27 protein-coding genes are annotated in these 26,074 nt (G+C 45.4%); 10 read left to right on the top strand and 17 right to left on the bottom strand.

Features of this window, described 5'->3' with window-relative positions:
- Positions 1–75: 75 nt before the first annotated feature.
- The 6 genes from A9237_RS19185 to napF all read right to left on the bottom strand — a co-directional run bounded on the left by A9237_RS19185 (position 76) and on the right by napF (position 4,688).
- On the bottom strand, positions 76–210 hold the full coding sequence (locus A9237_RS19185; RefSeq protein ID WP_009704753.1) for a TIGR02808 family protein: 135 nt from the start codon (positions 208–210) through the stop codon (positions 76–78).
- Positions 211–225: 15 nt separating this feature from the next.
- Positions 226–804, bottom strand: a complete 579-nt coding sequence (locus tag A9237_RS19190; protein WP_005435291.1) for a NapC/NirT family cytochrome c — start codon at positions 802–804, stop codon at positions 226–228.
- A gap of 28 nt (positions 805–832) precedes the next feature.
- Complete coding sequence (locus tag A9237_RS19195; RefSeq protein ID WP_033005082.1) at positions 833–1,288, bottom strand: nitrate reductase cytochrome c-type subunit; 456 nt, start codon at positions 1,286–1,288, stop codon at positions 833–835.
- Between the two features lie 76 nt (positions 1,289–1,364).
- Positions 1,365–3,854, bottom strand: a complete 2,490-nt coding sequence (napA, locus tag A9237_RS19200) for a periplasmic nitrate reductase subunit alpha (protein ID WP_009704751.1) — start codon at positions 3,852–3,854, stop codon at positions 1,365–1,367.
- A complete protein-coding gene (locus A9237_RS19205) occupies positions 3,851–4,159 on the bottom strand; it encodes a chaperone NapD (RefSeq protein ID WP_005433349.1) in 309 nt (102 codons plus the stop codon). The genes napA and A9237_RS19205 overlap by 4 nt, the downstream gene beginning before the upstream one ends.
- A gap of 43 nt (positions 4,160–4,202) precedes the next feature.
- Positions 4,203–4,688 (bottom strand): ferredoxin-type protein NapF, encoded by a 486-nt coding sequence (napF, locus tag A9237_RS19210; RefSeq protein WP_009704750.1) that lies wholly within the window; start codon positions 4,686–4,688, stop codon positions 4,203–4,205.
- 246 nt (positions 4,689–4,934) lie between these two features.
- Here napF and narQ point away from each other — a divergent pair, with 246 nt between their 5' ends.
- Complete coding sequence (narQ, locus tag A9237_RS19215; RefSeq protein WP_078609147.1) at positions 4,935–6,671, top strand: nitrate/nitrite two-component system sensor histidine kinase NarQ; 1,737 nt, start codon at positions 4,935–4,937, stop codon at positions 6,669–6,671.
- Positions 6,658–7,290 (top strand): response regulator, encoded by a 633-nt coding sequence (locus tag A9237_RS19220; RefSeq protein ID WP_009704748.1) that lies wholly within the window; start codon positions 6,658–6,660, stop codon positions 7,288–7,290. The genes narQ and A9237_RS19220 overlap by 14 nt, the downstream gene beginning before the upstream one ends.
- A 58-nt stretch (positions 7,291–7,348) precedes the next feature.
- Here the strand turns inward: A9237_RS19220 and A9237_RS19225 are convergent, their stop codons facing one another.
- On the bottom strand, positions 7,349–7,522 hold the full coding sequence (locus A9237_RS19225; protein WP_009704747.1) for a hypothetical protein: 174 nt from the start codon (positions 7,520–7,522) through the stop codon (positions 7,349–7,351).
- Positions 7,523–7,785: 263 nt separating this feature from the next.
- On the opposite strand from A9237_RS19225, the gene A9237_RS19230 reads away from it, so the two are divergent.
- Together A9237_RS19230 and pepT are read left to right on the top strand one after the other, a co-directional pair.
- The gene (locus A9237_RS19230; protein WP_078609149.1) at positions 7,786–8,646 is read left to right on the top strand and encodes a DUF6279 family lipoprotein; all 861 of its coding nucleotides are present in this window, start codon (positions 7,786–7,788) and stop codon (positions 8,644–8,646) included.
- A 192-nt stretch (positions 8,647–8,838) separates the two neighbouring features.
- Positions 8,839–10,068 carry a peptidase T gene (gene pepT, locus A9237_RS19235; protein ID WP_078609151.1) on the top strand — a complete coding sequence of 410 codons (1,230 nt, stop codon included), beginning with the start codon at positions 8,839–8,841 and terminating at the stop codon, positions 10,066–10,068.
- A 120-nt stretch (positions 10,069–10,188) separates the two neighbouring features.
- Here the strand turns inward: pepT and A9237_RS19240 are convergent, their stop codons facing one another.
- A complete protein-coding gene (locus A9237_RS19240; RefSeq protein ID WP_005435882.1) occupies positions 10,189–10,647 on the bottom strand; it encodes a dCMP deaminase family protein in 459 nt (152 codons plus the stop codon).
- A gap of 350 nt (positions 10,648–10,997) precedes the next feature.
- Between A9237_RS19240 and vmeY the strand changes: the two genes are divergently transcribed.
- Complete coding sequence (vmeY, locus tag A9237_RS19245) at positions 10,998–12,125, top strand: multidrug efflux RND transporter periplasmic adaptor subunit VmeY (RefSeq protein WP_005435881.1); 1,128 nt, start codon at positions 10,998–11,000, stop codon at positions 12,123–12,125.
- A gap of 8 nt (positions 12,126–12,133) precedes the next feature.
- Positions 12,134–15,286, top strand: a complete 3,153-nt coding sequence (gene vmeZ / locus A9237_RS19250) for a multidrug efflux RND transporter permease subunit VmeZ (protein WP_009704744.1) — start codon at positions 12,134–12,136, stop codon at positions 15,284–15,286.
- Positions 15,287–15,380: 94 nt separating this feature from the next.
- On the opposite strand, the gene A9237_RS19255 is transcribed toward vmeZ, so the two are convergent.
- Together A9237_RS19255 and arfB are read right to left on the bottom strand one after the other, a co-directional pair.
- Positions 15,381–17,150 carry a methyl-accepting chemotaxis protein gene (locus tag A9237_RS19255; protein WP_078609153.1) on the bottom strand — a complete coding sequence of 590 codons (1,770 nt, stop codon included), beginning with the start codon at positions 17,148–17,150 and terminating at the stop codon, positions 15,381–15,383.
- Positions 17,151–17,221: 71 nt separating this feature from the next.
- On the bottom strand, positions 17,222–17,635 hold the full coding sequence (arfB, locus tag A9237_RS19260; protein ID WP_078609155.1) for an alternative ribosome rescue aminoacyl-tRNA hydrolase ArfB: 414 nt from the start codon (positions 17,633–17,635) through the stop codon (positions 17,222–17,224).
- A gap of 76 nt (positions 17,636–17,711) precedes the next feature.
- Here arfB and A9237_RS19265 point away from each other — a divergent pair, with 76 nt between their 5' ends.
- Positions 17,712–18,314 (top strand): beta-phosphoglucomutase family hydrolase, encoded by a 603-nt coding sequence (locus A9237_RS19265; RefSeq protein ID WP_032802100.1) that lies wholly within the window; start codon positions 17,712–17,714, stop codon positions 18,312–18,314.
- Between the two features lie 75 nt (positions 18,315–18,389).
- Here the strand turns inward: A9237_RS19265 and A9237_RS19270 are convergent, their stop codons facing one another.
- Positions 18,390–18,863: an FKBP-type peptidyl-prolyl cis-trans isomerase gene (locus tag A9237_RS19270; RefSeq protein ID WP_020194145.1), complete on the bottom strand. Its 474-nt coding sequence runs from the start codon at positions 18,861–18,863 to the stop codon at positions 18,390–18,392.
- A 14-nt stretch (positions 18,864–18,877) separates the two neighbouring features.
- The gene (locus A9237_RS19275; RefSeq protein WP_009704740.1) at positions 18,878–19,510 is read right to left on the bottom strand and encodes a thiol:disulfide interchange protein DsbA/DsbL; all 633 of its coding nucleotides are present in this window, start codon (positions 19,508–19,510) and stop codon (positions 18,878–18,880) included.
- A 372-nt stretch (positions 19,511–19,882) separates the two neighbouring features.
- Between A9237_RS19275 and A9237_RS19280 the strand changes: the two genes are divergently transcribed.
- The gene (locus tag A9237_RS19280) at positions 19,883–20,506 is read left to right on the top strand and encodes an OmpA family protein (protein WP_032802098.1); all 624 of its coding nucleotides are present in this window, start codon (positions 19,883–19,885) and stop codon (positions 20,504–20,506) included.
- 83 nt (positions 20,507–20,589) lie between these two features.
- On the opposite strand, the gene A9237_RS19285 is transcribed toward A9237_RS19280, so the two are convergent.
- The 4 genes from A9237_RS19285 to A9237_RS19300 all read right to left on the bottom strand — a co-directional run bounded on the left by A9237_RS19285 (position 20,590) and on the right by A9237_RS19300 (position 22,455).
- A complete protein-coding gene (locus A9237_RS19285) occupies positions 20,590–20,949 on the bottom strand; it encodes a glutaredoxin family protein (protein WP_017819296.1) in 360 nt (119 codons plus the stop codon).
- 146 nt (positions 20,950–21,095) lie between these two features.
- The gene (locus A9237_RS19290; RefSeq protein WP_045416944.1) at positions 21,096–21,638 is read right to left on the bottom strand and encodes a hypothetical protein; all 543 of its coding nucleotides are present in this window, start codon (positions 21,636–21,638) and stop codon (positions 21,096–21,098) included.
- On the bottom strand, positions 21,625–22,170 hold the full coding sequence (locus A9237_RS19295) for a YaeQ family protein (RefSeq protein WP_009704736.1): 546 nt from the start codon (positions 22,168–22,170) through the stop codon (positions 21,625–21,627). Before A9237_RS19295 ends, A9237_RS19290 begins: the two co-directional genes overlap by 14 nt.
- A 75-nt stretch (positions 22,171–22,245) precedes the next feature.
- Positions 22,246–22,455, bottom strand: a complete 210-nt coding sequence (locus A9237_RS19300; protein WP_005433440.1) for a cold-shock protein — start codon at positions 22,453–22,455, stop codon at positions 22,246–22,248.
- 368 nt (positions 22,456–22,823) lie between these two features.
- Here A9237_RS19300 and A9237_RS19305 point away from each other — a divergent pair, with 368 nt between their 5' ends.
- Complete coding sequence (locus tag A9237_RS19305; RefSeq protein WP_038893611.1) at positions 22,824–23,090, top strand: alternative ribosome-rescue factor A; 267 nt, start codon at positions 22,824–22,826, stop codon at positions 23,088–23,090.
- On the opposite strand, the gene A9237_RS19310 is transcribed toward A9237_RS19305, so the two are convergent.
- Positions 23,087–24,250 (bottom strand): threonine/serine exporter family protein, encoded by a 1,164-nt coding sequence (locus A9237_RS19310; RefSeq protein WP_009704734.1) that lies wholly within the window; start codon positions 24,248–24,250, stop codon positions 23,087–23,089. The genes A9237_RS19305 and A9237_RS19310 overlap by 4 nt on opposite strands.
- A gap of 363 nt (positions 24,251–24,613) precedes the next feature.
- On the opposite strand from A9237_RS19310, the gene A9237_RS19315 reads away from it, so the two are divergent.
- On the top strand, positions 24,614–26,056 hold the full coding sequence (locus tag A9237_RS19315; RefSeq protein ID WP_078609157.1) for a transporter substrate-binding domain-containing diguanylate cyclase: 1,443 nt from the start codon (positions 24,614–24,616) through the stop codon (positions 26,054–26,056).
- Positions 26,057–26,074 lie beyond the last annotated feature (18 nt).

Here is a 26,074-nt window from a genome sequence, read left to right on the forward strand (position 1 = left end):
AGAAAAAACGCCAAGCAAATGCTTGGCGTTTTCCGTCAACAAAATAGGCAAAAATGTCGACTGATTCGAGGCAGATTAAACCTCTTTATCCTTACCTAGTGAGAGTAGCCATAGAGAGACTGCTGCTACTCCGACAAAGCCGGAAAGAATAATAACTGGCATTGCACTGTACCCAAGGAAATGCCAGATAAAGGATTCAAGATTACTCATTGTCTTTGTTTCTCCTTATTGCCAGCCTTCAACGCCGTGCATGTCAGGCAGTTTGTGTGCGATACCTTTGTGACAGTCTACACACGTTTTCTCGCCTGAAGCCAGAGCGGTTGAGTGTTGTTCAGCTGCACGTTTACCCTGTTGAGAGTAATCCATGAAGTCGAACTCGTGACAGTTACGACACTCAAGTGAGTCGTTTTTCTTCATTCGTGCCCATTCACGTTCGGCTAAGTGCTCACGACGTGCTTGGAATTTCTCCGGCGTGTCGATCGTCTTCGTTACGAAGTGCGCGAACAGCTCTTTAGATGCCTGAACTTTACGAACGATTTTATCGGTCCATTCGTGTGGTACGTGACAGTCTGAACAGATTGCACGAACACCAGAGCGGTTCGAGTAGTGAATCGTTTCTTGAATTTCAGCAACGATTGGAGCGTGACAGCCAGAACAGAACTCTTCTGTGTTGGTCGCTTCCATACCCGTGTTGAACGCGCCCCAAAATAGAAGACCACCAGTAAAGCCTAAGAATAAAACGATACCAGCGGCAGCTTTACTTGGGCTCGACAGTCTCTTCCAAAACGCTTTAAGTATTTTCATAAGTAACCTCTTAGTACTCGCGTTTCAATTACTGAAGCGAATCGACTGCCTTAAACTCGTTTTCCACTAGTGGAGTAGCACTTGTTTGTGGAACGTGACATTGCAAACAGAAGTAACGACGTGGCGACATATCTGCCAGTACCGCGTCTTCACGGTTAACGTAGTGCGTTACACTGATTTTGGTAGCGCCTGCGTCTTTAGCATTTTTCCAGCTGTGACATGCTAGACATTTGTTTGCGTTCAAAGACACTTCGTAGTTGCGGATGCTATGTGGGATCAGCGGCGGCTGATATACAAAGCTGTCTGCAACGATTTGGTCTTTTGGAAAGTCTTTGAAATCATCTGCAGGACGCGTGTCTTCAAGTTGTGCAGTACCACGTAGCGAGTCTAGACCGCCTGTGCCACCCGGATTGTCCAGCTCAGCTTGTGCAACGCCTGTCAACAAAGCACCTACAGATAAAAGTGCGATAAGGTATTTTTTCATCATTTCATCTCCGCCTTATGGCTTAAATTCTTTTTAGGCCGCCGAGTAGACGGCCCTTGCATTCGTTATTTGACGGTTAAGCGACTTTGGTGATTTTGACTGGACACTTCTTAAAGTCTGTCTGTTTTGACAGTGGGTCAGTCGCATCAAGGATCAACTTGTTAATCAAAATACGGGCATCAAAGAATGGTACGAATACCAAGCCTTCAGGTGGACGGTTACGGCCGCGAGTTTCAACGCGAACGCGTACTTCACCACGTTTGTTTGCAATCAGAACTTCTTCACCGCGACGAACGTTACGTTTCTTCGCATCCGCAGGGTGCATGTAAACCACGGCGTCAGGAACCGCTTTGTAAAGCTCTGGTACACGACGAGTCATAGTACCTGTGTGCCAGTGCTCAAGAACACGGCCAGTACATAGCCATAGGTCAAACTCTTCGTTTGGCACTTCTGGTGGCGCTTCGTATGGTGCAGAGATGATCTTCGCTTTACCATCAGCATTGCCGTAGAAATCCCAACCTGAACCAGCTTTCGCGTACGGGTCAGAGCCTTCTTTAAAGCGCCATTGTGTTTCTTTGCCATCAACAACCGGCCAACGTAGACCACGTACTGTGTGGTAAACATCGTATGGTGCTAAGTCGTGACCGTGACCACGGCCAAACGTCGCGTACTCTTCGAACAGACCTTTCTGTACGTAGTAGCCGAAGTGGTGAGCATCATCGTTCATCTCACGCGCTTCTTCGATAGGGAACTTGTCGACTTGACCGTTCTTGAACAGCATGTCGTACATTGTCTTACCGCGGTATTCAGGTGCTTTTGCAAGTAGCTCTTCTGGCCACACTTCTTCCATCTTGAAGCGTTTTGCAAATTCCATTACCTGCCATAGGTCAGACTTCGCATCGCCAATAGTCTCAACTTGTTGGTACCAAGCCTGCGTACGACGCTCTGCGTTACCGTAAGCACCTTCTTTCTCGATCCACATTGCTGTAGGAAGGATAAGGTCAGCTGCCTGCGCTGTTGCTGTTGGGTATGGGTCAGATACAACGATGAAGTTTTCTGGGTTACGGTAACCAGGAAGACGTTCAGTGTTGATGTTCGGACCTGCTTGCATGTTGTTGTTACATTGAACCCAGTAACAGTTCAGAACGCCGTCATGCAACATACGGTCTTGTAGTACTGCGTGGAAGCCAGGTTTTGGTGGAATAGTACCTTCTGGTAGTTTCCAGATGTCTTCTGCGATCTTACGGTGTTTAGGGTTAGCAACCACCATGTCTGCTGGTAGACGGTGAGCAAACGTACCAACCTCACGAGCCGTACCACACGCTGATGGCTGACCTGTTAGTGAGAATGGGCTGTTACCCGGAGTCGCAATCTTACCGGTTAGTAGGTGGATGTTGTAAACCAAGTTGTTCATCCATACACCACGAGTATGTTGGTTCATACCCATCGTCCATAGAGACATTACTTTCGTGTTTGGATCCGCGTATTGCTTCGCAAGCTCAATCAGTTTTTCTTTCTCTACACCAGAGATTTCAGATGCTTTCTCTACTGTGTATGGTGCAACTGACTTCTTGTACTCTTCGAAAGAGATAGAAGTTAGCTTGCCAGAGTTCGGGTTCTTCGCTGCTTTTTGTAGCGGATCATCGTCACGTAGACCGTAACCGATGTCAGTATCTGCTTGAGTGAAGTTCGTGTGCTTGTTCACGAAGTCCCAGTTTACTGCATCGTTTTCGATGATGTAGTTTGCGATGAAGTTAGCAATCGCAAGGTCAGACTGAGGATTGAAAATGTAGCCGTGGTCTGCCAACTCAAATGAACGGTGGTAGTAAGTAGAAAGCACGTTCACTTTAACGTGAGGGTGGCTTAGGCGACGGTCGGTAATACGAGTCCAAAGAACTGGGTGCATTTCTGCCATGTTTGAACCCCAAAGAACGAAGGCATCTGCGTTCTCGAAGTCATCGTAACAACCCATTGGTTCATCGATACCAAATGCACGCATGAAGCCTACTACTGCAGACGCCATACAGTGACGTGCGTTCGGGTCGATGTTGTTAGAACGGAAACCCGCTTTCATCATTTTAGCGGCAGCGTAACCTTCCATTACGGTCCATTGACCAGAACCAAACATACCGATGCTTGTTGGGCCTTTCTTCTCTAGAGAAGCTTTCCATTTTTCAGCCATGATGTCGAAAGCCGCATCCCAAGATACAGGAGTGAAGTCGCCATCTTTGTTGTATTTGCCATCTTTCATTCGAAGAAGAGGCTGAGTCAGACGGTCTTGACCGTACATGATCTTAGAAAGGAAGTAACCTTTGATACAGTTTAGGCCTTTGTTTACTGGTGCTTCAGGGTCACCCTGAGTTGCTACCACTTTGCCGTTTTGTGTACCAACAAGAACAGAACAGCCTGTACCACAGAAACGACAAGGCGCTTTGTCCCATGTGATTTTAGTTTGATCAGAGCTTGCAATCAGATTGGTTGCAGAAGCCGGTAGTGTAATACCTGCGACAGCAGCAGCTGATGCAGCCGCGTTTGCTTTCACAAACGCACGTCTTGTCATTTTCATACTTCACCCTCGATTTGGGAATGTTGTGTTCCAGTGTCTTTTTCTTCCGTTTCTTCAAGCCCAGTTTCGATTTGGTGATAAACCAGTACTGTGCTCAAGACATTCGGTAAATTATTAATCGCATCGATAGTGTCGGTGATGAAACCTTGGTTCTCAGTTTCTAGCACCACCACGATTTTGCCTTCTGGGCTGTCACCGTAGATTTCCGCGTTTTCGTACGCTTCAATCTGGGTTTTGACCTCAGCCAGATGTTCAGGCAGAACATGGACTACCAGACTCGAAATGTGCACTTCGTTTAGTGACATACATCTCTCTCGTTTTATCGCCTTTCGCGCCGACCACTAACGGCTAGGCTGTTATATTGCTCACATTGATGGATGAAGTAGGGCACACTGAAACACAGGCGCCGCAGCCGTTACACTCATCAAGGTCTAAATTTGGTTGTGCTACTTTGCCAAGTTCTAACTTGAACTGGATTGCCATCGGGTCGCACATGTCCCCACAGCTTCGGCATTCGACATTTTGTTTTGCTAAACAGCTTTCGTTGATGCTTGCTTTTGCGTGCCACGGTTGTTCAGCTTCTGCTAAGAATAGCGGCTCTGGACAAGCTTCAGCGCACTGGTAACAAAACGTGCATTCATCAATCGAAAAATCGACCGCAGGAAATCCGCCGTCGCTTTTAGTTATAATCTTAGTTTCACAAGCCTCGATGCATTTACCGCAGCGAGTGCAATCGTCTGTGAATTGAGTCGGCTTAGCTAACCAAGGAAGACGTACCGAATTATCTGGCTGCGCTTTACGTGCAAAAAGTCTTCTTCTAGAAAGGTCTACCACTTAGTCACCTCGGAAATTGAAACCCAAACTAAGCATAGTCCACAATTTCATTAATAAACTGTCATTTAAGTACACGAAATTGTAGTTTTTGACATATATCTATAAATACCTCTTAGGGGGTAATTAGGACGCAATATTGTTTTGGATCAATAAATTCCGTCGCAGGTGATCACATATTGATAAAGTTGAAAGATAATACGTGTTGTATAAAGACAAACATGGTTATCAAATGAGCGGAGTTCAGAGTTGTTTAAAAATGTGAAAAAGTCAGTAACGCGCACGATTGCGTCTGCCATGATGTTGATTTTGCTTCTTTCTGTCGCGACCACTGGCTTTGCTATTTTCACTCTTGCGTCGAGCTTAAATGATGCAGAGGCCGTCAACGTTTCTGGCTCTATGCGAATGCAGAGCTATCGCTTAGCTCATGATATTCAAAGTGAATCTGTCGATTATTCTTCACATATTGATTTATTTGAGCAGTCCATTTATTCCCACTCGATGCTCGCACTGCAACATTGGTCGGTCCCAGAAGATATTACAAAAGATTACTATCGATTGATTCTTCGCTGGCACGAGCTGAAAACCGTATTAAAGAGCCAAGACAGAGATCAGTATTTGGTGTTAGTGGCTGGTTTTGTTCAACAAATTGACGGTTTCGTGTTTAAGCTACAGAACTATTCTGAACAAAAACTGATTAACTTAGCGTGGATTGGTGGATTAGGGCTCGGCGGGATCTTGTGCGTGAGCATGTTTGTTGTGCACTTTGTGAGGCTAGAAGTCGTAAGGCCATTACGCGCACTAGTGTTTGCCAGTGAGCAGATCCAGAACCGTTCTTTTGACGTTTCGCTGAATGTGTCGAGTGACAATGAAATGGGCATTTTAACTCGAACTTTCAATCGGATGGCGACTGATTTAGGGAAGCTATATCGAGGGCTGGAGCTGGCGGTGGATGAGAAAACTCGCAAGCTTCAACATGCAAACCAAACACTCCAAGTACTGTATGATTCATCAAAAGAGTTGACCGCTTCTCGTATTCATCAAGAAAATTTCCAAGCGATTTTACAACATATTGCAAGTTTGGAAGGAATTCGTGCTGTTAAGCTCGAAATTGATCAAATTGGGGAACCAAATTGGATTCTTACGGAAGGGGAAGAGTGTCGTCATGAGTGTGACAGTGAATGCCACAGTAAGCCGCTTACTTTAGATGGCGAGCATCTTGGCTTCTTGCATTGGAAAGTAGGGCTACCTTGCCCAAATGAGTCCCTTATTGATAACTTTGTTCAAATCTTATCTCGTGCGGTATATTACAACCGAGCGCAACGACAAGCCGAGCAATTATTGCTGATGGAAGAGCGTGCCACCATTGCTCGCGAGCTTCATGATTCATTGGCTCAAGCCTTGTCTTATCTGAAGATTCAAGTGTCGCTGTTAAAACGCAGTGTGAAGAACATCCCTGATGAGAAAGCGATCGCGCAAACTAATCAAGTGATTGCTGAATTAGATACCGGGCTTTCAGCGGCCTACACCCAGTTACGTGAATTGCTGACTACATTCCGTCTCACGATAAAAGAGGGCAGTTTTGGTCAGGCACTTCAAGAGATGGTTTCGACGCTAGACGATCAAACGGCGGCTGAAATCTCTCTCAATAACAAGCTCTCTTCAACAGAATTAGATGCGCACCAACAGGTACATCTACTACAGTTGATCAGAGAAGCGACAATTAATGCGATCAAGCACGCTCAAGCTAAAAATATTGATATTCAATGTCTTGATTCTGAAGGGACAGTCACAGTGACGGTCACCGATGATGGTATAGGCTTTGAGCAACAAGATGAAAAATTAAATCATTACGGTATGAGCATCATGCAAGAGCGTGCGGCAAGGTTGCACGCCGACCTCAGAATAGAGGCAGCGAAGAATAATGGCTGTATCGTAAGACTAGAATTCCAACATAGTAAGGAAGTAAACATTGACAGTGTGTAAAGTAATGCTGGTGGATGATCACCCACTCATGAGACGTGGTATTCATCAGCTTCTCAGTTTCGAGCCAGAGTTTGAAGTGGTTGCAGAGGCGAGCAGCGGCGCAGATGCGGTTGCTAAAGCTCACGAACTAGAACTGGATTTGGTACTTCTTGATCTGAACATGAAGGGTATGTCGGGCTTAGATACATTGAAAGCGCTGCGCGCAGACGGTTGTGAAGCTCGTATCGTTATCCTAACGGTATCGGATAGCCCTGCGGACATCGAAGCGATCGTGCGAAGTGGTGCAGATGGTTACTTGTTGAAAGATACCGAGCCAGATGAGTTGGTTGAGTTGCTAAAACAAGCACACGAGGGTGACAAGGCATACAGCCAAGCCGTGGCTAAGTACCTGAACGAACGTGAAGGGCAAGAAGACGTGTTTGACACGCTTACTGACCGAGAAACGCAGATCTTGCAAGAGGTCGCACGTGGCTTCCGTAATAAGCAAATTGCAGATCGTTTGTTTATCTCTGAGTCAACGGTGAAAGTACACATGAAAAGCTTGTTGAAAAAGCTCAAAGTGCCTTCTCGCACCGCCGCGACTGTGCTTTACCTAGAGCGTTTTGGCGAAATCAAATAACCGCCTAAAGCTAAACGCATCTTAAGCATAAAAAAACCGCCAATCACTGGCGGTTTTTTCATTTGTCTGGGCGAATCGAATACAAATCACTGTTATGCTTGCCGCACTCCAAGTAGTAATGATGTGCCGCGTTTTTATCTTCCGCGACGACTCTCATACTGTGCATTTTCCCCTGTTCAAAGTAACGAATCTCGTACTCTACACTCGTATCAAGTTGCTCAGCAGCAGCCATGCTACGCCTCCATAAACTATCCTGATGTTATTGATGCAAATTATATGCCATATAAGGAACGCCGTTTCGTTCAAGTTTTGGTCGATAATTGCGCACTAACTCACTTTTTTGCGGATAGTTGTGATAAAAAAGTTAATTTCAAACTCTATATACTACATGAGTGGCAATGTCACTTTGCCGTACTGACGAAAGTTTGCCGCAATAATAAGTGATTAAGATTGAGTATAGAACTTAATCAATGGAAAAGGGAATATGGATCGGTGATGAAATTAAAAAGTTTATCTAATAACGCGGTTCGATACGGATGTATTTTGATATCTATTCTGGTACTCGCTGGCTGCGCGAAAAAGTTCTTATACAGCAATATTGATTGGGTCGTGATTGAATATTTGGATGACTACGTCTCATTAGATGGTGAGCAAGAAGCTCTGTTGGAAGAACGTATCTTATTATTGGCGGATTGGCATAAAAAAGAGGAATTACCCTTATATATCGATCACTTAAAACAATTAGAGTCACTGAACAAAGACAGTGTGACACTTGAGTCATTGCAAGCTAACCGAGATCAAATGCGAGACCATTACCAACGTCTTGTCTCGAAAGCCGCACCAGACCTGTTCTCGTTGAGTATGCAGTTAGACAGTAAGCAAGAATCGGAGTTCGTCGATAGCGTAAAAGAGCGTTACAAAGAACGAGATGAAAAATATGCAGGGAAAACGGAACAAGAGCTGAGAGAAATTGTCTTAGAGAATACAGAAGAGTGGATGGAAGAATGGTTGGGTAAATTATCTAACAAGCAAAAAGCACGTGCCAAACAGCTTTCTCAAGATGTGATAATTAATAGTCCATTATGGCGTGATTATCGTTCCTCTATAATTCAGGAATTAGAGTATCTTTTCGAAAATAAAAACAATAGTGTGGTTTACCAGCAGGTATTCATGAAGCTCCTGTTTGAACCGGAAAGTTATTATAGTGATCAACTGACCAAGAATATTGATCATAATATCGCTCTAACGGATCAATTCACCCTAGATATTTCTCAAACAATGAGTGATAAACAGTGGCGACATTTCCACGGAAAAATCCGCGAATGGCGTGAACTTGCTGAAGACTTATTGAATTAATTCTCGATAAAACAATCCCTTAATGTGAGTGCTGATGTGGCGTGTCAGCACTTTCTGATGAAAAACTGATTCAAAGCAAATTCTTATTGTGGCATGAGCGTAACATGGCTTATCGAACCATGTTGGATAGGATCCTCGCACACCTTACATCCCTGTGCGTGGCATCCTTCGCTCAAAACAATGAGAATAATTATGAAGCATTTAGTTGAAAGATTTCTTCGCTACGTCACGTTCGATACTCAATCTAATCCCCACGAATCAGCTTGCCCAAGCAGCGGCGGGCAACTTGTATTTGCTCAGCAGCTTAAAAAAGAAATGATTGAACTTGGTTTAAGCAACGTGACCTTGAGTGACAATGGCTATCTAATGGCTAAGCTGCCATCTAACGTTGATTATGATGTGCCAGCAATTGGTTTTATCGCGCACATGGACACGGCTCCTGATGCTTCAGGTAAAAACGTAAAACCACAATTTATTGAAGATTACCAAGGTGGCGATATCGCACTTGGTCTAGGTGATGAAGTGCTTTCTCCAGTGCAGTATCCAGATTTGCATGAGCTTCATGGCCACAACCTGATTACCACAGATGGCACAACGCTTCTTGGCGCTGACAACAAAGCGGGCATTGCAGCGATTCTTTCTGCGGTCGCGATGTTGATTGAAAACCCAGAAATCCCACATGGTGACATCTGTATTGGTTTTACTCCCGACGAAGAAATTGGCCGTGGTGCTGATTTGTTTGATGTTGAGAAATTTGGTGCTGAGTGGGCTTACACCATCGACGGTGGCCCACAAGGTGAGTTGGAATACGAAAACTTCAACGCAACCAGTGCAGACGTTATCTTCCATGGCGTGAGCGTTCACCCAGGCACAGCAAAAGGTAAATTGGTTAATGCAATGAACTTGGCGGCTAAATTCCAAGTGCAGATGCCAGAAGATCAAACGCCAGAAACGACAGAGGGCTATGAAGGCTTCTTCCACCTAAAATCTGGTGAACTTGGTGTCGCTCGCAGTGAGCTAGGTTACATCATCCGTGACTTCGACCGTGAAGGTCTGGAAAAGCGTAAAGCCTTTATGCAGAAGCTCGTTGATGACATGAACGCAGGCTTGAAACACGGTTCGGTTGAGTTGAAGTTAACTGACAGCTATTACAACATGCGTGAAATGGTTGAACCATACCCTCACATTATCGACTTAGCGAAGCAAGCGATGGAAGCGTGCGATGTTGAACCTCTGATTAAGCCAATTCGCGGTGGTACAGATGGTGCGCGTTTGTCGTTCATGGGCTTGCCTTGTCCAAACATTTTCACGGGGGGTTATAACTTCCACGGTATCCATGAATTTATCTCTGTGGAGATGATGGAGAAGTCGGTACAAGTGATAGTCAAGATTGCAGAACTAACGGCGAAGAAACACGGTTAATCTTACAGCTGGTTAACCTCACCATTTAGATAAACAAAAGCCCAGACGCGTGTCTGGGCTTTTTCATTTGTCTTTCGAGCTATGGTTGCCTGAGTGCTCAAACAAAAGCTCAGTGATAACTTAGCGAACGCTTTTCTCTTCGATTTCGCTGATTGGTAGCCAGTTTACTTCCACACCTGCTTGGTCGAACATGTCTTGGCTCACTTGGATCTTGTCGCCCCAGCGAGATAAGAAATCTTCAGATTGTTCAGGGCAACTTACGCGTGCAATACCTGTTTGAATGATTTTCGCAGCGCAGTTCGGGCAAGGGAAGTGGGTAACCCAAATATCACAACCGTCTAAATCGCGTTTAGAGAACAAAATCGCGTTCTCTTCTGCGTGCAACGTTTTTAGATACTTCAGTTCACGTTCATCTGTATCCACACTGTCGGAAACACCGTGTGGGTAGCCGTTAAAGCCAACAGAGACAATGCGGTTGTTTTTAGTGATTACCGCGCCAACTTGCGTTGATGGATCTTTACTCCAAGACGCCACAAGCTCAGCCATTTGGTAAAAACGTTTCTCCCATTTAGAAATCATAGTAATCCTCTCGGTCGAAAGCTTTGAATTACTTGCATGATAACGCATTTTGTTTAAAAAAATAGTCAAATCATACGCTGCGCTTACGAAGTTTTCGTTTTACTAGGTTATCGGCCTATCATTGTGCAAATAATCTCCGTTCTCTAACCCACAACATTTACACGACTTTCATTGCGATTCGAGTACAGGATCGCAACAAATATAGCCTGCTAATTACGATGTTTGCGAGTCGTTTCATTGGCTTACACTTTGATACACTTTCCCCGGTTTCCTTTAAAGTTTTCGGACAAAGCACCCTGTAAGGTTAGGGTATTGTCAAACGAATCCTGTTCTATAAAGACGGTATATACATGCAAAAGAAACCACTCGTCGCATTAATGGCGGCAACAGCTATCCTCGCAGGATGCGGAGAAGCAAACAATGCCCAGAAGGGGGGCCAAGCTCCTCTTGTTGTGACTCAAGATGTCACAATTATCGACTACCAGCCGAGCAAATCTTACATCGGCCGCATTGAAGCAGTAGAAGATACAAATATCACGGCACAAGTCTCTGGCTATCTTGAAGCTCGCCATTTTGATGAAGGTCAAATGGTCGAGAAAGGACAACTGCTTTACTCCATCGAGCCTTCTTCTTTTGAAGCGCAAGTGGCGAGTGCAAAAGCGGCCTTAGCTCAAGCTAAAGCTGCCTTGAAGAAAGCGGAACTTGACCACGAACGAGGTAAGAATTTGTTGCCACGCGGCAGTATTTCTCAATCTGAATTTGATGCGTTAACGGCCACTCTTCTTGGCGCGCGTGCCGAGTTAGAAGCGGCAAACGCTCAGCTTAAGCTTGCAGAAGTAAACCTTTCTTACACGCAAATTCGTGCGCCATTTAGCGGTCGCATCAGCGACAGTAAAGTAAGTACGGGTGACCTGCTTTCACCATCTTCTGGCATTCTGACAACGCTTGTTAGCTTAGACCCAGTGCATACTTCATTCAGCGTTAGTGAACGTGAGCGTTTAACGCTTGGTATGGACCGCATCAAGGGTGACGGCAGTGATGAGTCGAGTGGTGTAGAAGTTCAACTTGAACTGGAAAACGGTGAGTACTTTGAGCACCTAGGTCAGTTAGACTTCTTGGGCAACCGTATCAATACCCAAACCGGTACGATTGCGATGCGTGCTTTGGTACCAAACCCAGAACAACAACTGCTTCCTGGTCAGCACATTAAAGTGAATCTCCGTGATAAAAACGCGAAAGACGTTATCGTGATTCCTCGTCGTGCGGTGCAAACTGACCTAGAGGGCGATTTCGCAATGGTGATGACTGAAGGCAATGTTGCAGAACGTCGCAACGTGAAGCTTGGTCCTCAAGTAGAGCAGGGCATCATCATCAATGAAGGTTTAGAACAAGACGACACTGTGATTACACAGGGTCTGCAACGTGTACGTAACGGTGTAGAAGTGCGCATTCAATCTCCTGCTGAAGATAAGCAGTAGGAGGCGCAATGTTAAGTCGTTTCTTTATTCAAAGACCAAAATTCGCACTGGTTATTTCGATCATATTGACGTTGGCAGGTGCCATCTCTTTAGCGATCTTGCCAGTTGCTGAATATCCAAAAATCAGTCCGCCATCGGTAAGCGTGACCGCATTCTACACGGGTGCAAGTGCAGAGGTTGTGGAACAAGCAATAGCTGACCCGATAGAAACCTCCGTAAACGGTGTAGAAGACATGATCTACATGTCGTCTAAGAGCGCGAACGATGGTTCTTACAGCCTAAACGTTACCTTCGATGTGGGCACTGACCCAGACATGGCGCAGGTTAACGTGCAAAACCGTGTATCACAGATTGAGTCCAAACTGCCTCAAGAAGTGCGCATGGTCGGCGTAACGGTGAAAAAGCGTTCTCCTGACTTGCTGATGGTTCTGAACTTCTACTCACCAGACGGTAAGTACGACGATAAGTTCCTTATCAACTACATCAACTTGAACGTAAAAGACCAGTTGGCGCGTGTTAAAGGCATCAGTGAAGTTAACGTTATCGGTGGTGGTGAATACGCGATGCGTGTTTGGTTAGATCCAGAAAAAATGGCTAACCTGAACCTCACGACAACCGACGTATACTCAGCATTGGCAGAACAGAACGTACAGGTAGCGGCAGGTCGTATTGGTGCTGCGCCGTACAACAACCCTCAAGAAGTTCAGTTTAACTTGGTGACCAAAGGTCGTCTTGAGAGCGTGAGTGAGTTTGAGGATGTAGTACTTCGCGCAAACCCAGATGGTTCTACGGTATACCTTAAAGACGTGGCTCGTGTTGAGCTTGGTAAGAAGTTCTACGATGGTAACGGTAAGTTCCGTGGTCAAGACGCATCGATCGTTGCTCTGTCACTACAGTCAGACGCAAACGCACTGGAAAGTGGTCAAGCAGTTATGGACCTGCTTGAGCGCTTAAGCACTAACTTCCCTGAAGGCATGGCTTACGAGACCAGTTACGATACGACTGTATTCGTTGCTGAGTCGATCAAGGGCGTAGTGAAAACGCTGATTGAAGCTATCTTGCTGGTAATCGCAGTAACTTATCTGTTCCTTGGTAGTGCGCGTGCAACCTTGATTCCGGTTGTAGCGATTCCTGTATCCCTTATCGGTACATTCGCCATCATGCAGGCGACGGGCTTTACCATCAACACGGTAACCCTATTCGGTTTGATCCTCGCCATCGGTATCGTGGTAGATGACGCGATTCTGGTTATCGAAAACGTGGATACCACCATGGCGAAAGACCCAACTATTTCACCGCGTAAAGCAACTTTGTTGGCGATGAAAGAAGTAACGGGTCCAATCATTACCTCGACCTTGGTTCTATTGGCGGTATTCCTACCAGTAGCCATGCTTCCGGGTATTACTGGCATCATGTATCGTCAGTTCGCATTGACGATCTGTATCTCAGTAGTGATCTCGTCTATTAACGCACTAACGCTGTCTCCAGCACTATGTTCATTGGTATTGAAGCAGGGGGGCGGCAACACAGCAAACTGGTTCCAAGCGTTCAACCGTGGTCTAGAGCGTGTAACAGCGCGTTACGGTCAAATTGCTGGCTTCTTGGTTAAGAAGTCTATGTTGCTGATTGCTTTCTTCTTCGTGGCGGTTGCGGCAGTAACGTTCTTCGCGAAAACAACGTCAACGGCGTTTGTTCCTCAAGAAGACAAAGGCATCTTGTTGGTGAACGTTCAGCTTCCGGATTCGGCATCGCTTTCTCGTACCGAGGAAGTAACCAATGAACTGATGAAGATGGTTGAACAAGAGCCGGGTGTAGATGGCGTAACCGTTGCGAATGGTTACTCATTCATGACGGGTGCAGCAGCATCAAACGGTGCGTCTCTGTTCATCAAATTGCATGATTGGGACACGCGAAACTCGCTTGACGGTGAACACGCTGCTAACGCAATTGCAAACCGCATCAACGGTCGTGCTGCGATGGAACTCCCTCAAGCCGTGGTATTCGCGATGGGGCCTCCTGCAGTACCGGGTATGGGCGCAGCGTCTGGCTTCGAGTTTGTGCTGGAAGACACCCTAGGTCGTAGCCGTACTGATTTGTCGATGGTAATGGGTGAGATGATTCAGGCGGCTAACCAAGCACCAGAAATCGCTTATACCTTTAGTACTTTTCGTGCAAACGTACCGCATTACTATGTGGATATTGACCGTGAAAAAGCACAGCAGTTGGGTATTCCACTGTCGTCAATTTTCCAAACACTGCAAGGTAACCTTGGTTCGTTGTACGTGAACGACTTCACCATGTTTGGTAAGAACTTCCGTGTAACCATGCAAGCAGACAGTGAGCACCGCAGCAGCATGGACGATCTGGAGCGTTTCCACGTTCGTTCTTCAAGTGGCGATATGGTGCCGCTGAGCACGTTAGTAAGCTATGAGCAAGTGTTTGAACCAGATGTGGCATGGCGTTACAACATGTACCGCAGTGCGATCATTCAAGGCCAGCCAGCTCCGGGTTATTCAAGTGGTGATGCGATCGCCGCGATGGAGCGTGTCGCAGCCGAAGTGCTGCCGCAGGGTTACACTTATGAATGGACGGGTATGGCTTACCAAGAAGTATTGGCAGGCAACCAAGCAATCTACGCGTTTGCGTTGGCATTGATCTTTATCTACTTGTTCATGGTGGCTCAGTACGAGAGTTGGAGTATTCCGCTAGCGATCATCCTTGTGGTACCAGTGGCAACATTAGGTTCGTTCCTTGCATTGAACTTAACCGGAACGCCACTCAACTTGTACGCTCAGATAGGTCTCGTCTTGCTCATAGCGCTCGCGGCGAAGAACGCAATCCTGATTGTGGAATTCGCCAAACAAGAGCGTGAAGAGAAAGATGTGGATATTGATAATGCGGCAGTAGAAGGTGGTAAGCTTCGTTTCCGTGCGGTGAACATGACTTCTTGGTCGTTCATCTTGGGTATCTTCCCGTTGATCTTTGCAGCAGGTGCGGGTCACGTGAGTCAGAACTCGTTGGGTATTTCCCTAATCGGTGGTCTGTTGTGTGTACTTCTAGCGGGTACCTTCCTGATCCCAGGCTTCTACGCTCTGGTACAGAGAAAGCGTGAGAAGATCCACGGTGGTAGCACCAAGCTTGTTCCTCTTGATGACGAATAAGCACTGAGTTTCCTCAGATAGAGAAAGCCCGAAGCATGAGAGTGCTTCGGGCTTTTTATTTGTTTAATCAATAATGACTATGAGGGAAAGGTGGTTACACGCTGCGTGTTTTGAATTCAGCGACAGCATCATCCATTTCATGGGCTTGAGCCGAAACAGAGTTCACCTCATGCAAACATTCTTGCGCTGATTGCATGTTGTTCTCTGAAATCACGTTTAGCTCAGTAATCGAATCGCTCACCTGATTCATCACGATGCCTTGCTCTTCAATGGCTGATGCAATGCGCTCGGAGTTGCCCTGAATTGCGTGCATGTCTGCGATGATTTGTTGAAGGCTTGAATCTAGCTTCTCCGATGCTTGTAGGGTTTGCTGACCCTGATCATTACACTGGTCGATATCAGATACCACCATCGACATCTGAGATTGAATATCAGACACCACGCGGGTGATTTCTTCTGTCGATTGATGAGTGCGACTTGCCAGTGCACGTACTTCATCGGCCACAACAGCAAAACCGCGACCTTGCTCGCCGGCACGTGCAGCTTCAATCGCTGCGTTAAGTGCGAGTAGGTTAGTTTGCTCAGCGATATCTTGGATGATATTTACTGCGCCGCCAATCTTCGCCACGTGCTCGTTGAGAGAACCAATGGACTGCTGACTGTTTGAAAGAATACCGGTCAACTGGCCGACATTCGAAACTGTCGTCTCGACAACGGTGCGGCCTTGTTCTGCATTGTTTGCTGCTTGGTGAACGCCTTCCACTGCCACAGAGGTGCTTTCAGAGATTTCACCAATGGTTGCGACCATTTGCTGAACGGCTGTTGCCATCGACGAAGTATGATCGGCTTGAGCATGGAATTGTTCCATTACGCCTTCTAGCTCACGGTGCATGTTGTCTGTACTTGCCGATAGCTGTGCTGACTTCTCTTGTGTCCCGTGGATAAGGTGCTCAAGTTTGTCTAATAGATCGTTTAAGTGATGGCTGATGTCCGCCAGTTCATCTTTCCCCGCAAGTTCAGAGCGTAGGCCCATGTTATTGCTTTCACTAATGTTTTTAATAGTGGTAAGCAAGCTGCTAACGCGAGTATTGATCGAACGTGAGATTTGGAAGATCAAGGCAAAGATGATGACGAGCACCACCGCTGTGATGACTTGTTTCACCAAGTTGTTTTGGCTATCACGAGCTTGTGCTGCGTCGCTCAGGGCAGATGAAAAGGTTTTAAACTGTTGCTCTACCGCATGTGATAAAGCACGAGTATCACCCAATAAACCCTTATTGTAAGCCACGCCGATAGTTTGCTTTTGTGCAGCAAGCTGACGCGCACTTTCAATCAAAGTAGGTACGTATAGACCTTGTAGAAGGCTTTCGTCCAGTTCACCGGCTTTAACAAGTTCTGAGAATTTAGTCAGAGCCATGATTTGTTGATGATCAGCATTTTGCTCTGCAGCAGAAAGCTCTCGCTCAAAACTTGCCCATAAACCGCTTTCCGCATCTAGCCCGTAACGTCCATAAGCAGAAACTAAAGTCTGGAAACCTTTTTGATAGGCCAATAAGTCTTGCTTGAATTGGTGGCTAGAAGGGAGGTCATAACGGTTAAGGATGCCAGCCAATTCTTGTTCAATCACCAAGAACTTATCGACGTTACCATCGAACTTATCAAGGTACTTGATGTTACTACGCAGCAAGAAGTCTTTTTCATTACGGCGTAAGTTAAGGAGACGAATCTCTAAATCACCAACGAGCTTAACAGCATGACCGAGCTCTTGGCTTTGGTTAGCGAAGTGTGACGAGGTACCCAGCAGGGTCATAATGCCCAGAATGGCGATCACTCCTAAGGAGTAGAGCTTGTGCCTAATAGTCATAAAGTTTGTCCTGAATAGTTGACTAAAGTAAGGAGCCCAAAAAGGTTCCCAATGGCTAGCTCTGACGTTTATTAGTACAGCACTCTTTGGCGTTGCTGTTTTTTTGTCGCTTGCTTGTTTTTGCTATCAAGTCTACGACGTTGTGAAGCGCGAGTTGGTTTGGTTTTAATACGCTTCTTTTCTTGTCGGCTTGCAGATTGTATCAACGCTTGTAATCGATTTAGTGCGTCTTCTTTGTTCTGCTCTTGTGTCCGAAACTGTTGTGCTTTGATGATGATTACGCCATCTTTGGATATCCGGCTGTCAGAAAGGACAAGTAATCGCTCTTTATAGAATTCCGGCAGCGTGGAATGACGTACGTCAAAGCGCAAATGTATCGCGGACGATACCTTATTAACGTTTTGCCCACCACTTCCTTGAGCCCTGATGGGAGATAATTGGATTTCCCAATCTTGAATTGTGACGGAGTTCGAAATTTTGAGCATGTTTACTAAATGCCAATAAGGAATGTTGTAATGGCTGATAAATTACCATCAGAGATGTACAAATAGAAGAATTGACATGAATACGATAGATTTAAGCCCCTATAAAGGGTTGATTTTCGATATGGACGGCACCTTAATCGACACTATGCCAGCGCATCTAGCAGCGTGGCAAGCGACGGCAGACCGTTTCGATTTCCCTTTCAACCAAGATTGGTTGCACAGTTTAGGTGGCATGCCAAGCTTCAAAATCGTTGGCGAAGTGAACCGTCAACACGGTTTGTCTCTCGACCCTAAAACCGTATCTCGTTTCAAAATGGACACGTTTGCAGAGATGGAACAACACGGGGAAATCATCTCGTGTACCAACATCGTATTGGATGAACATCTAGGTAATAAGAAAATCGCAGTTGGAACCGGTAGCCAACGAGACAGTGCACTGCGTCTATTAGCAAAAGCAGGCATCTTGAAGAAGCTTAATGCTGTGGTAACAGCGACGGACGTCGAGAACCACAAACCTTTCCCAGATACATTCCTTATGGCCGCAGAACAACTTGGTTTAAACGCACAAGACTGTGTGGTGTTTGAAGATACCGAGTTAGGCAAGAAAGCCGCTCACGCAGCAGGTATGGATTGTGTAATGGTGGAAGGGGATAAGTTAGTCTTTTATCCAAAAGCTTAATTCGCCTTTGCTCAGAAGAGCTCATTCAATAAAAAACGCCGCAATTGATACGGCGTTTTTTGTTCTAGCTGAGGATTATTGGATGTCCAATAGTTCCACATCAAAGATCAGTACGCTTGCTGGTGGGATAGGGCCCGTACCGTTTTTACCGTAACCAAGTGTGCTTGGTACGAACAGGCGGATTTTCTCACCCACAACCATGTATTGCAGACCTTCTTGCCAGCCTTTAATCACTTGGTTTAGGCCGAATGTGATTGGCTCGCCGCGCTCTACAGAGCTATCGAAAACCGTGCCGTCGATCAGTGTGCCGTGGTAGTGCACTTTCACTTTGCTAGTCGCTGTTGGGTGAACGTCACCAGTACCTTTTTCAAGTACTAGGTATTGCAGGCCACTCTCTGTGGTAATTACACCTTCTTTCTTGCTGTTCTCAAGCAGGAATTCTTGGCCTTTGGCAAAGTTCTCGTCAGCCACTTTGTGGTTGGTCCAAGTGCGGTAGATAAAAAATGCCGCTAGGACGAAAATAATAAGAGGAAACAGAAATTTAGACACAGTAGCTCCTTGTCTTATTTTGGTTGTTTTAGCAGATAGTTGATGGTGTCAGCCATAGCTTCAACGGTTTCGTGACCACCAGTGATCACTTGGTATTTACCGTTTACGATAAACGCTGGAACTGAGTTAATTTGACCACGAGTTGTGATCTCTTCTGCTTTAGTGATGTATTCAAACAGTTTTGCTTGTTGCGCGTCGTCTAGTTGGTATGGGCTTACTAGGTTGCGAGACTCAAAAGCTTTCTCAACAGCTGCTTGGCGCTCATCCGCTGTTGCATCTGCACCCATTTGAACTGCCGCAAACAGCTCTTCCATAAATGCTTTGTCTGGTGTGCCGTTAACTTGCATTGCTGCTGTGTAGAAGATGATCGCGCTGATCTGTGCACTCTCGTTAAAGGTAACGTGCATCTTCTCAACTTTTTGTTCTGTCAACGATTCGATCTGAGGAACAAACTGTTCCATCGTACGACAGTGGCCGCAAGTTAGAGAGAAAACTTCAGTAACTGGCGCTAGGTTGTATTCAGCAAGAGAAACAGGCAGCTCTTCGTACTGCTTGCCTTGTTGTGGCTGACTATTGCCGTTATCACAAGCTGTAAGGGCAAATACTGCCGCAAAAAGTGCAGCGCCTTTAGAAATAGTTTTAAACATGGGTCAGGCTCTAAATAGTAAAATTGTTGCTAGTTTATCGGTTAACGGTATCGACGAAAACCATTAATACGGCTTGTTACACTAAAGTGAGACAATCGGAGAAAGTTTAGACAAAACATGGCTATGACGAGTCAATTAAAGGTTTCAATGCTTGAAAAATCGAAGATTTCGACCGTTACAAAGATCGCTCTTGATAAGTGCAACATTGGTATTCTGCTCATCATCATTGATGAGGTTAGACAAATGAGAAGTGAAGTCAGAACTTTGGCACGATAGGTGCTTGGTAAATGGGATGAAATGGTAAAAAGCACTAAAGTTTGGACGATTTGAGCCGACACAGTGAACAGGAATTCATTCTACGTTGGTAACGGTATGAAGCATTGGTTTTTAGTTGCATGCGGCCTTTTAGCTGGATGTGGCAGCATTAATTCAGATATGGTTCCGGGCGGTAATATGTTGGATACCGCTCCTCGAACTAACTCAGAACTTAGACACCCTGAGTGGGGTTATGCGAAGTCTTACGCATCAACACCTCGCTATGTGGCTCAAGCACCGAGCACAATGGGAAAAAAGTCACAGGGCGTGACGTCACTGGAGATGTTTTTAAATAGGCATCAAATCGCCCACGAAACCATCAGTGGCGACCACCTTATGGTGCGTTTGAAAGAACAGGTACACTTCCAAACTGGATCTGCGAGATTATCATCACAGTCAGAAGATTGGCTACGTAATCTTGGGCATTACCTTGCCGGACGAACAGACGTTGATGTGGTCATTGATGGCCATGCTGACAGCACAGGTGCAGCAACCTTTAACGATTCTCTATCAGAAAAACGTGCTCGCGAAGTTGAAAAGCAATTGTTAGCCACAAGCTTACCGCGCCAACGAGTCTTCTCACGTGGTTTTGGTGAGTATGTACCCCAGTGCAGCAATGCAACGGCAAGTGGTAAGGCGTGTAACCGCCGCGTGGAATTGATGTTGATTGTCGATCAGTAAACTCCCCATCTATTGAATTGAAACAAAAGAAAAGAGGCACCGTATGGTGCCTCTTTTGCATCCGCCAATGTTCTTAGGGGGAACTAGGCAAATTCTTTTTCAATGTAAGCGACAATGTCTGAAGATTCGTAAAGCCATTGCGTTTCGCCATCTTTTTCAATGCGAAGACAAGGTACTTTCACACGACCGCCACCTTGCTCAAGTGCTTCACGATGTACTGGGTCGTTTTTCGCATCACGTAATTCAATGTTTACGGATTGACGCTTCATGGCACGGCGAACTTTTACGCAGAAAGGACAAGCTTCAAATTGGTATAGCGCGTAGTTCTTCGCTTTGTCATCAACGCTTTTTTGTGCCTCTGCTGAGCGTTTAACGCCGCGAGGAGAGAATACAGCGTTGAGAAGTAAGATGATTTTTCCCAAAATCCAACGGATAAACTTCATAATGATCCCTTGATGTTCAGTGGATGAGTGTCCTTGAATGTCATGCAACGAGCTATAAATTACAGGCCATATGTAACAGCCAAAGCAAGCCGTTGCATGAAAGGAGGTAGTCTATCAGGTGTTTGGTTTTGACAAAACCACGTTTTTTATGAGGAAAATAGGCGCTTTATCCAGCTAATTAGCCCACTGGCTTTTGCTGGGTTTGCTTCTTTACCGAGGTAAAAACTCTGCATTAAGTCGGTACGGAAAGCATCGAGATCCATACGCTTGATCACTAACTCGTGTTGCAGAATGTTTTGCGTTTGCTCAGCATGGTCGTGCGCAAGACTAAAATCCATGTTGAGATAGCCTTGAGTATACAACCACAAATGTGTCACCAGAACGAGGTCTTCAGCGGACTGATTAGTGAACTTCTCTGCGTGCTCTTCACCTAGCGTGTCACTCAAGACTTGCTGCATGTGATGAGTCGACGTGGCGTGCTGCTCATAGAGTGCACTGGCTTCGATGTGAGATTTGGTTAAAAGCCCAAGTAGATGCAGCGCAGGGGCTGTCTCAGGCTTATTTTCACATACTCTAATGAACAATGGAGCTTGTTCCTTTGTCCAACGTCGCCTTGCTGCTTTGTGCTCGTTAACGAAGGGAATGTTTGTGAACCCCATTTGTTGGATCAGTTCATTAAGAGGCGTCATTACTTTGCAATTCCTTCACCGTCACTTCGACGTGTTGTTCGTTAATATCAACGAAAATAGAGGTGCCGGTAATCATAACAGATAGACTAGTGCCGCGGTCAAGGTGCTGTGAAATCAAGTCGATAGCGTCGTAATCTAGACTTGCCACATCCACTGGAAGCATGCCAAATTTGCCTGCCATTTTATCCCACCAAACCGATGCTTTCGTATTGTACGTGTACACCTTCACATGCTTAGCAAGGCGTGATGCTTTCTTGATGCGGTCTGGTTCTGGCTCACCGATTTCAATCCAATGTGTTATGGATTGGTCATCTTCAACGCGCCACAGGTCCGGTTCCTCTGTCGTAGAAAGACCCTTAGTAAACTCAAGTTCTTTTTGGGCATTCAAACAGTAAGCCAAAATACGCGCTAACATGCGCTGTGGTTTTTCTGAAGGGTGTAGGGCAATGGTCAGGTTTTTTGAATCGTAGTAATCGTTGTTCATATCGGAGATCGCGATACGAAACTTGTATATCGTCGGTTTAAGAGCCATAAGAGTGATCAATAATTTGAGGGCAAAAAAATAGCCAGCTAAAAAGCTGGCTACCATATCAAAATCTTAAAAGGATTAAACTAGAGTGATTTTCTCAGCTTGTGGACCTTTTTGACCTTGAGTGATTTCGAATTCTACTTTCTGGCCTTCAACAAGAGTACGGAAGCCGTCACCTTGGATTGCAGAGAAGTGTGCGAAAACGTCAGGACCGTTTTCTTGTTGGATGAAGCCGAAGCCTTTAGTTTCGTTGAACCACTTAACTGTACCAGTAGCTTTGTTAGACATGTTTATTTCCTAAATATCTAATTTTATGTAAATCTTCGCCTAATCGGCGCTTATAGCGTGGAAAAATAAATTGCTATTGCGTACCACAGGACGGGGGAATTACGAGTAATCCAACGAAATGTGAAAACAAAGAACTTTCTTTCTAGCCGTGTTCGAGTCTAGGTTAATTACGGGTATAGTCAACATTTATTGCTCTATCAAAGGCAAATATTTGTATCTAGTCACTTTTTATACAGTGTTTTTTTGATGAAATTTCAAATAAATGACGTTGATGTGAAGTTTTTGAAGAATAAAATGAAAATAATTCTACAAATTTGACTATTTTATCTAATTATTGTCCAATCTGGTTCGACCATTACGGAGGATCTATGGGAAAGAAAAAACTTAATCCTCAGCCAAATGAATTGAATCAAGATACCGAGTTTGGCCGAGGGGAAATCAAAGACAACGCACTTAAAGCGGTCGTCACTAGTCAATTGTTTAGAACGCGAGTTGTGAAAGCCAAAAAAGGCAAAGGCAGCTTCAATCGGAAAGCGAAGCATAGAGGCAAAGAGCCCTATTCAAAGTTCTCACTAACGTGGATTTTGAATAGGGCTTTTTTCTTGTCTGAAGGTAATGGCGAAGGGGTGTTCTAGCGTTCTATTTTTGGCGAGTAAATCGAGTAGGCTGTAATTTGTCCTGCAACGATGGCAGAGAACATGAACAGCGCTGAGAGACCAATACTCGGAATCGGAAGGATCGATTGCTCAAATACCGACTGACTCGCACTGACCAAGACGCGACTGCCCGGAACCAGAATAATGATGCCCTGAACAATGTAGATAGAACCGGTCAGCTCCATCTTTTTCGCAATCCATGTGCCGTAAAGTGTAATTAGAACGGTCGTTACCCAAGTTCCAACCACCCAGCCACTTTCGAAGCCGAGATAAAATGGCCCCCACATCCCCAGCATCGCGACAGGTAGCCCAAGCAGTATATCGATAGGACGGGCGTTAAAAATCACACCAAGACATGCTGAAATTAAGAACAAGCCGCTAATGTGCATCCAGATCGGAATTTCATTGGTGTAAGCAATAGACTGAGCTTGTCCCCAAATCGCTTCGCCAATGTTCAGACCCATCGTGATACCAACAAACAGTTTGATCAGCGTAAGAGCGCATTGCCCCAATAAGCTAGTGCCCGAAACCAAATCATTAAACGCCAAACATTCGAGTGAGTTAGCGATGGAGAGGCCGGGGACGAATAAGACAATCGTCGCGATACATAGCGCCCAAACAGGGATCGGAAGTCCAGTGCTAGATAGATAAGCGACAATAATGCCGGTGAACAACGCTGCGATAAACTCAACCGCAATTGCGCGTCTCGCTCGGCAAACTTGCTGACATCCCCAGACCATAAAACCGAGAATAAAGGCAAAGCCGACCGCCTCTAAGGTGCTGCCAACCAACATCAAGTACGCGGGTGGAATGCCCATGTTTGCCAATGCGATAACCCAAGAAGGATAACCAGCAGGTTCTGGAACGGGTTCGCTACTCGGTTGGTTGATACGGATGATGGTATTCGCGAGCAAGCTGAGATTAATTGATGCCGGTTTGAGTCGCTTGAGCACAACAGCGTTGTTGTCATCAGGAAACTGATAGTTGATCGCGGTAGGTGTAGCTTGAATCATCACATCCACGCCATGTTTTTGCGCGTAGTGTTGAGTGTATTTCTCTACTTTGTAAGGCGCACAGCCACTACGATGCAGCGTATCGCCAATTTCGACGATTTTGTTAATTCTATATTGAGAAGGCATGGCGAAAGCGAAAATTTCGGGTCACAAAAAAATTGCGCGTAAGTTAACAAAGTGATTCTTATCGAGCGAATAATCATTACTTTTTTTATGTGATTTTGTGGGCTGTGTCAGGTGTTTTTACGCGCAATAATAAAACCTAAGAAAGCAGAATGTATTTATAGCACTTTTATCCATATAAATTTCATAATAATTCGCGATGGATTAATAAAATATTATGGTAATAAAGTACCGTTTTGCAGCACAAAGGTACTAATTTAGATTCATATCAATAAGAGTCACTTCCCATCATTAAAAGCTCTGCTATACCTTTAGTTCGAATTAAGTCTTAGATAATACTTTCGGATAGGTTGGCGAGAAGTAGGTATGGCTCTCATACGTTATAGTACTTATGGTTGGAAAAGCGCAACATTTGGCATCGCTCTGATGATCGTGAGTGTGTTTTACAGCGCCGCATCCCAAAGTCATGAGACCAAACAAGGTACCTTGATTGTTGCCAATTCCAAAGCTTGGAAACCATTCTCTTATCTTACCCCAGACGGCGAGCCACAAGGTATCTTGATTGATTTTTGGCGTGAGTACTCTGTTCGCAATGATGTGCACGTTAAATTCCTTTTGCTTGATTGGGAAGAGTCTTTACTCGCTGTGAAGGAAGGGCGTGCAGACGTTCATGCGGGGCTAATATATTCCGAAGCACGAAGCCAGTACTTGAATTTTGGTACGGTGATCATGCCCATTGATACCCAACTTTACGTGAATAAAGATGTGTTTGGTTTGGACATCAACTCAGTGCTCGAAGGCGAATCTGCGATGGAAATTGGCGTAGTTCGTGGTGGATTCGAAGAGCATTTTATTCGTAAACGTTACCCAAACGCGGCGGTAAAGCTCTATTCGAATAATGATGCAATGTTAGATGCGGTGGCAAAAAAGAAAGTTTTCCTCTTTGTTGCTGACACTCAAGTGTCGAACTTTTACATGGCCACGACACCCGAGCCTGTGGCTTTTTTACCTGCTGTTCACCTTTACAGCAAAAACTTACGAATTGCCTCGGGAGAGGGCAGTCCTAAATCGATTGATGAGATCTCCAGAAACTTCGAGAGAGTGATGGAAGCGGATAAAGATCGCATACTCAGCCGTTGGATTCATATAAAAACCGTTTATCCTGCCTATCTGGCACCCTTGGCCGTGTTCGCTTTGGTTATTGCGGCTATGTTCCATATCTTTTCACTTAAAAGAACGGTGGCGTTGCGAACTCGACAGTTAACTTTAGCCAATCAACAGTTGTTTGAGTTGACCCTGACAGACCCTCTTACCAAGCTTTATAACCGACGTCATTTGATTGAAAGGTTGGCGACATTAAGCACAGTAAAAAGAGACCTGACGGTTATGGTGTTTGATATTGATGACTTCAAATCCATCAATGATCAGTTTGGTCATTTGGCTGGAGATCAAGCAATCGTTGCTGTTGCGAATACCGCGAAATCGGTGACCGATGAAAAGGTAACATTAGCTCGAGTTGGCGGCGAGGAATTTGCTTTGGTGAGTGTGTCACTATCGGCAGAAGAGGCCCAAACGCTGGCGTGTGAAATCTGTACTCACGTTAATCAAATGCCAATCCCATTAGATGGACAGAACATTCATGTGAGCATCAGTCTTGGTTGTGCGTATTATCCTAGGTTTGATGAGACGCCTAGCCTGCAAGATGCTGATCAACTTATGTATCGTGGAAAAGCCAGCGGCAAGAATCGCGCGGTGTTCCAAATCATCAACAGAAACAAAGTGGAACCATTACTTCGTAAAGCTCAGTAAAACTTTGAGCGTGCTCTC

It is taken from the genome of Vibrio owensii (assembly GCF_002021755.1).
Lineage (GTDB): Bacteria > Pseudomonadota > Gammaproteobacteria > Enterobacterales > Vibrionaceae > Vibrio > Vibrio owensii.

Bases quoted from the DNA above. Each gene is read 5' to 3' on its own strand.
- A9237_RS19280 (WP_032802098.1), top strand. From the start codon at position 19,883: ATGAAGCATTGGTTTTTAGTTGCATGCGGCCTTTTAGCTGGATGTGGC.
- A9237_RS19295 (WP_009704736.1), bottom strand. From the start codon at position 22,170: ATGGCTCTTAAACCGACGATATACAAGTTTCGTATCGCGATCTCCGAT.
- A9237_RS19225 (WP_009704747.1), bottom strand. From the start codon at position 7,522: ATGGCTGCTGCTGAGCAACTTGATACGAGTGTAGAGTACGAGATTCGT.
- napA (WP_009704751.1), bottom strand. From the start codon at position 3,854: ATGAAAATGACAAGACGTGCGTTTGTGAAAGCAAACGCGGCTGCATCA.
- A9237_RS19310 (WP_009704734.1), bottom strand. From the start codon at position 24,250: ATGCCTTCTCAATATAGAATTAACAAAATCGTCGAAATTGGCGATACG.
- A9237_RS19240 (WP_005435882.1), bottom strand. From the start codon at position 10,647: ATGATTTCTAAATGGGAGAAACGTTTTTACCAAATGGCTGAGCTTGTG.
- A9237_RS19285 (WP_017819296.1), bottom strand. From the start codon at position 20,949: ATGAAGTTTATCCGTTGGATTTTGGGAAAAATCATCTTACTTCTCAAC.
- A9237_RS19300 (WP_005433440.1), bottom strand. From the start codon at position 22,455: ATGTCTAACAAAGCTACTGGTACAGTTAAGTGGTTCAACGAAACTAAA.
- A9237_RS19190 (WP_005435291.1), bottom strand. From the start codon at position 804: ATGAAAATACTTAAAGCGTTTTGGAAGAGACTGTCGAGCCCAAGTAAA.
- A9237_RS19305 (WP_038893611.1), top strand. From the start codon at position 22,824: ATGGGAAAGAAAAAACTTAATCCTCAGCCAAATGAATTGAATCAAGAT.
- A9237_RS19255 (WP_078609153.1), bottom strand. From the start codon at position 17,150: ATGACTATTAGGCACAAGCTCTACTCCTTAGGAGTGATCGCCATTCTG.
- A9237_RS19290 (WP_045416944.1), bottom strand. From the start codon at position 21,638: ATGACGCCTCTTAATGAACTGATCCAACAAATGGGGTTCACAAACATT.
- A9237_RS19265 (WP_032802100.1), top strand. From the start codon at position 17,712: ATGAATACGATAGATTTAAGCCCCTATAAAGGGTTGATTTTCGATATG.
- A9237_RS19205 (WP_005433349.1), bottom strand. From the start codon at position 4,159: ATGTCACTAAACGAAGTGCACATTTCGAGTCTGGTAGTCCATGTTCTG.
- A9237_RS19230 (WP_078609149.1), top strand. From the start codon at position 7,786: ATGAAATTAAAAAGTTTATCTAATAACGCGGTTCGATACGGATGTATT.
- A9237_RS19275 (WP_009704740.1), bottom strand. From the start codon at position 19,510: ATGTTTAAAACTATTTCTAAAGGCGCTGCACTTTTTGCGGCAGTATTT.
- vmeY (WP_005435881.1), top strand. From the start codon at position 10,998: ATGCAAAAGAAACCACTCGTCGCATTAATGGCGGCAACAGCTATCCTC.
- A9237_RS19315 (WP_078609157.1), top strand. From the start codon at position 24,614: ATGGCTCTCATACGTTATAGTACTTATGGTTGGAAAAGCGCAACATTT.
- A9237_RS19195 (WP_033005082.1), bottom strand. From the start codon at position 1,288: ATGAAAAAATACCTTATCGCACTTTTATCTGTAGGTGCTTTGTTGACA.
- pepT (WP_078609151.1), top strand. From the start codon at position 8,839: ATGAAGCATTTAGTTGAAAGATTTCTTCGCTACGTCACGTTCGATACT.
- arfB (WP_078609155.1), bottom strand. From the start codon at position 17,635: ATGCTCAAAATTTCGAACTCCGTCACAATTCAAGATTGGGAAATCCAA.
- A9237_RS19185 (WP_009704753.1), bottom strand. From the start codon at position 210: ATGAGTAATCTTGAATCCTTTATCTGGCATTTCCTTGGGTACAGTGCA.
- vmeZ (WP_009704744.1), top strand. From the start codon at position 12,134: ATGTTAAGTCGTTTCTTTATTCAAAGACCAAAATTCGCACTGGTTATT.